The following is a 2,508-nucleotide window of genomic DNA, read 5'->3' on the forward strand; positions in this document are numbered from 1 at the left end:
TCGTTGTCCAAGAAACGGGAGGCAGTTCATTTGGGAGTGCGGGGTTCTTTTTTCGGGCTTTAGCCTGCTGGGCTCAGTTTTTAGCGGCTGGTCAACCTGGGAAAACCCTCAGAACCTTCAAGTCTCTATTGAGTGTTTCCTGACATCTGTTCAGCCCTTTGATAGGGTGAAATTGTCCCCGAAACTGACGGGGATATTCGACCACTTCTCATTGGGTTGGCGCAGATTCGACGAAGATTTCTCACTCCCCTTTTAGAAACTGCATTGGCGCGATGGGTTCGACCAATAAGGAATGATTATGTCCGCTCTTCCGAATTTCAAGGCTTCGTCCTTCTTCCGTGCAGCACGGGGTTGCGGTGCATTGGCGCTGGCTGGCGCGATGATTCTGCCGATGTCTCCTGCGCTTGCTCAGAATGTTGCCGCGGATACTCCTGCGGCGGCTGTTGCTGGTTCCCTGCCGGATGATCGCGTCCGCGAGAATCCTGTTGCTACTTCTGATGAGTTCGCTCCTCATTGGAGCTACAACGCTTTGAAGGATACCGGTAACGATCAGGTTCTGAACTTCTCAGGTTGGGACTTCAACGGCGATATTAACTCCCCGAAGGGTGTTCAGATTGTTGTGCGTGAGAAGGGCTCGAGCACCCCCGTCCTGGCTATTAGCGACATCATCGAGTACAACGACCCCGAGTATTCGTCCCAGTATCAGCATGGGCTCCTCAACGGTAACGTTAAGATTCCCGCTAACACCCTGAATAAGGCAAAGCAGTACGTTGTCGAGGTATGGGGCAACAACGGCTACCAGGAGGGTAGCGAAGACCTGGTGACCCCCGTTGTTGGCAAGGCACCCGAGGGCCGCGGTACTCTGCTCGCTTCTCAGACGCTGAACTTCAATGGTTCTGACGGCACGACGGCTGCGGATGTTCCGGGCGCTAAGGCCACCCAGGAGGACGCTCCGACGTTCGAGGTTCTGTACGACGGCAAGGCTCAGCTGCTGTACACCTTCGAGGGCGGTACCGTCCACGTGAAGGGTTCGGGGTTCACCAAGGAGTGGCGCGAGAAGCACGGCAAGGTGGCGGTTTATCTGGCCGCTTCTCAGGGCGTTCCCGATGGTAGCGTTCTGCCCGCTGATGATACGCCGCTCCGCTATGAAGAGGGTAAGGACTTCACCATTGCCGAGGATGGCACCCTGGATGCTCAGCTGACGGTCAAGCCGGACGTGCTTCAGCGCTACTATGAGCCTCGCAACTACTTCCCCGGTATCCCGCGTTACGAGGTGCGTTACGAGGTTGACCTGGTTGCTGAGCAGCAGGGTCAGCCCCAGCTGACCCTTGAGGATCTGTGGGCTGGTAAGAACGTGGTGCAACGTATTGCGGTGCAGACTCAGGCGTACCGCCCTGAGAAGTTTGCTCCCAAGGTGGAGTACAAGGCTCTGGGCGACACCACCGCGGATCAGGATATTTACTTCTCGGGTACCGGCTTCTACGGTGAGATTGCTTCCCCCAAGGGTGTTCAGTATGTAATCCGTGAGAAGGGTTCGAACACCCCGGTTCTGGCAACCAGTGATCTTATTGAGTACAACCACCACGACCGAGCCTTTGAGTTCGTGAACGGTGAGCTGTCCGGCAGCGTCAAGGTCCCGGCGAATACTCTGAATCCGGCGAAGAAGTACGTCGTGGAGGTGTGGGGTAACAACGGTTACGAGGACGGCGAGTTTGTCGCTCCCGTGGTGGGTAAGGCACCCGAGGGCCGCGGTACTCTGCTGGCTTCTCAGGACCTGAATTTTAAGGGTTCTGATGCGTCCAACACTGATGATAAGAAGCCTAGCCTGACCGATGAGCAGCGCAAGGAACGCGCTACCCGCGGTGAGCTGGCGGTGGCTCTGTACCTTCAGGCTGGCGCGCCCGAGGTGAAGCTACCTGAGACGTCGCCCTGGCCGGATGTGAAGACTGACGACCCGAACTACGCGGCGTACATCTGGGTTCGTGAGAAGGGCATCAGCTACGGCTGGTCGGATGGCAAGTTCCACGCGGACGCTGGTATCTCGAACGCTACTGTTGCGGCGTTCACCTACCGTGCGGCTGGTTCTCCTGCGGTGAAGGGCGATTCTCCCTATGTGGATGTTAAGCCTGGTGCTCCGTTCTATCGTGAGATTCTGTGGGCTAGCCAGAACTTGCCTACTGTGTACGGTGGTCACTATTTCATTCCTAAGCAGTTGCTGACTCGCGGCCATCTGGAGACTGTTCTGACTGCTTTCCAGTCTCGATAAGCTGGCCCGCTAAACTGGCTCTGCTTGTCGACACTAGTCGCACGAATAACCCCGTGTTCCCGAGTGGTGTTTCTATTCGGGAGCGCGGGGTTCTGTTTTCGGGGTTTGGCTTGCTGAGTTTGGTTTGCTGGGCTCATTTTTTAGTGGCTGGTCAACCTGTGAAAACCATCAGAACCTTCAAGCCTCTCTTGAGTGTTCTCTGACATCTACCTGAGGGTTTGATAGGGTGAAAATGTCCCCGA

The 2,508-nt window shown here is 56.2% G+C and carries 1 protein-coding gene; it reads left to right on the forward strand.

What is annotated here, in order from left to right; genetic code table 11:
• The first annotated feature begins 298 nt into the window (after positions 1-298).
• Positions 299-2,266 (forward strand): gluconolactonase, encoded by a 1,968-nt coding sequence (locus tag HMPREF2971_RS03645; protein ID WP_070691408.1) that lies wholly within the window; start codon positions 299-301, stop codon positions 2,264-2,266.
• Positions 2,267-2,508: the final 242 nt, after the last annotated feature.

Source organism: Rothia sp. HMSC066G07, from assembly GCF_001814485.1.
Classification (GTDB): Bacteria; Actinomycetota; Actinomycetes; order Actinomycetales; family Micrococcaceae; genus Rothia.

Excerpts from the sequence above, each read along its gene's own strand:
- HMPREF2971_RS03645 (WP_070691408.1), top strand. The coding sequence starts at position 299 with ATGTCCGCTCTTCCGAATTTCAAGGCTTCGTCCTTCTTCCGTGCAGCA.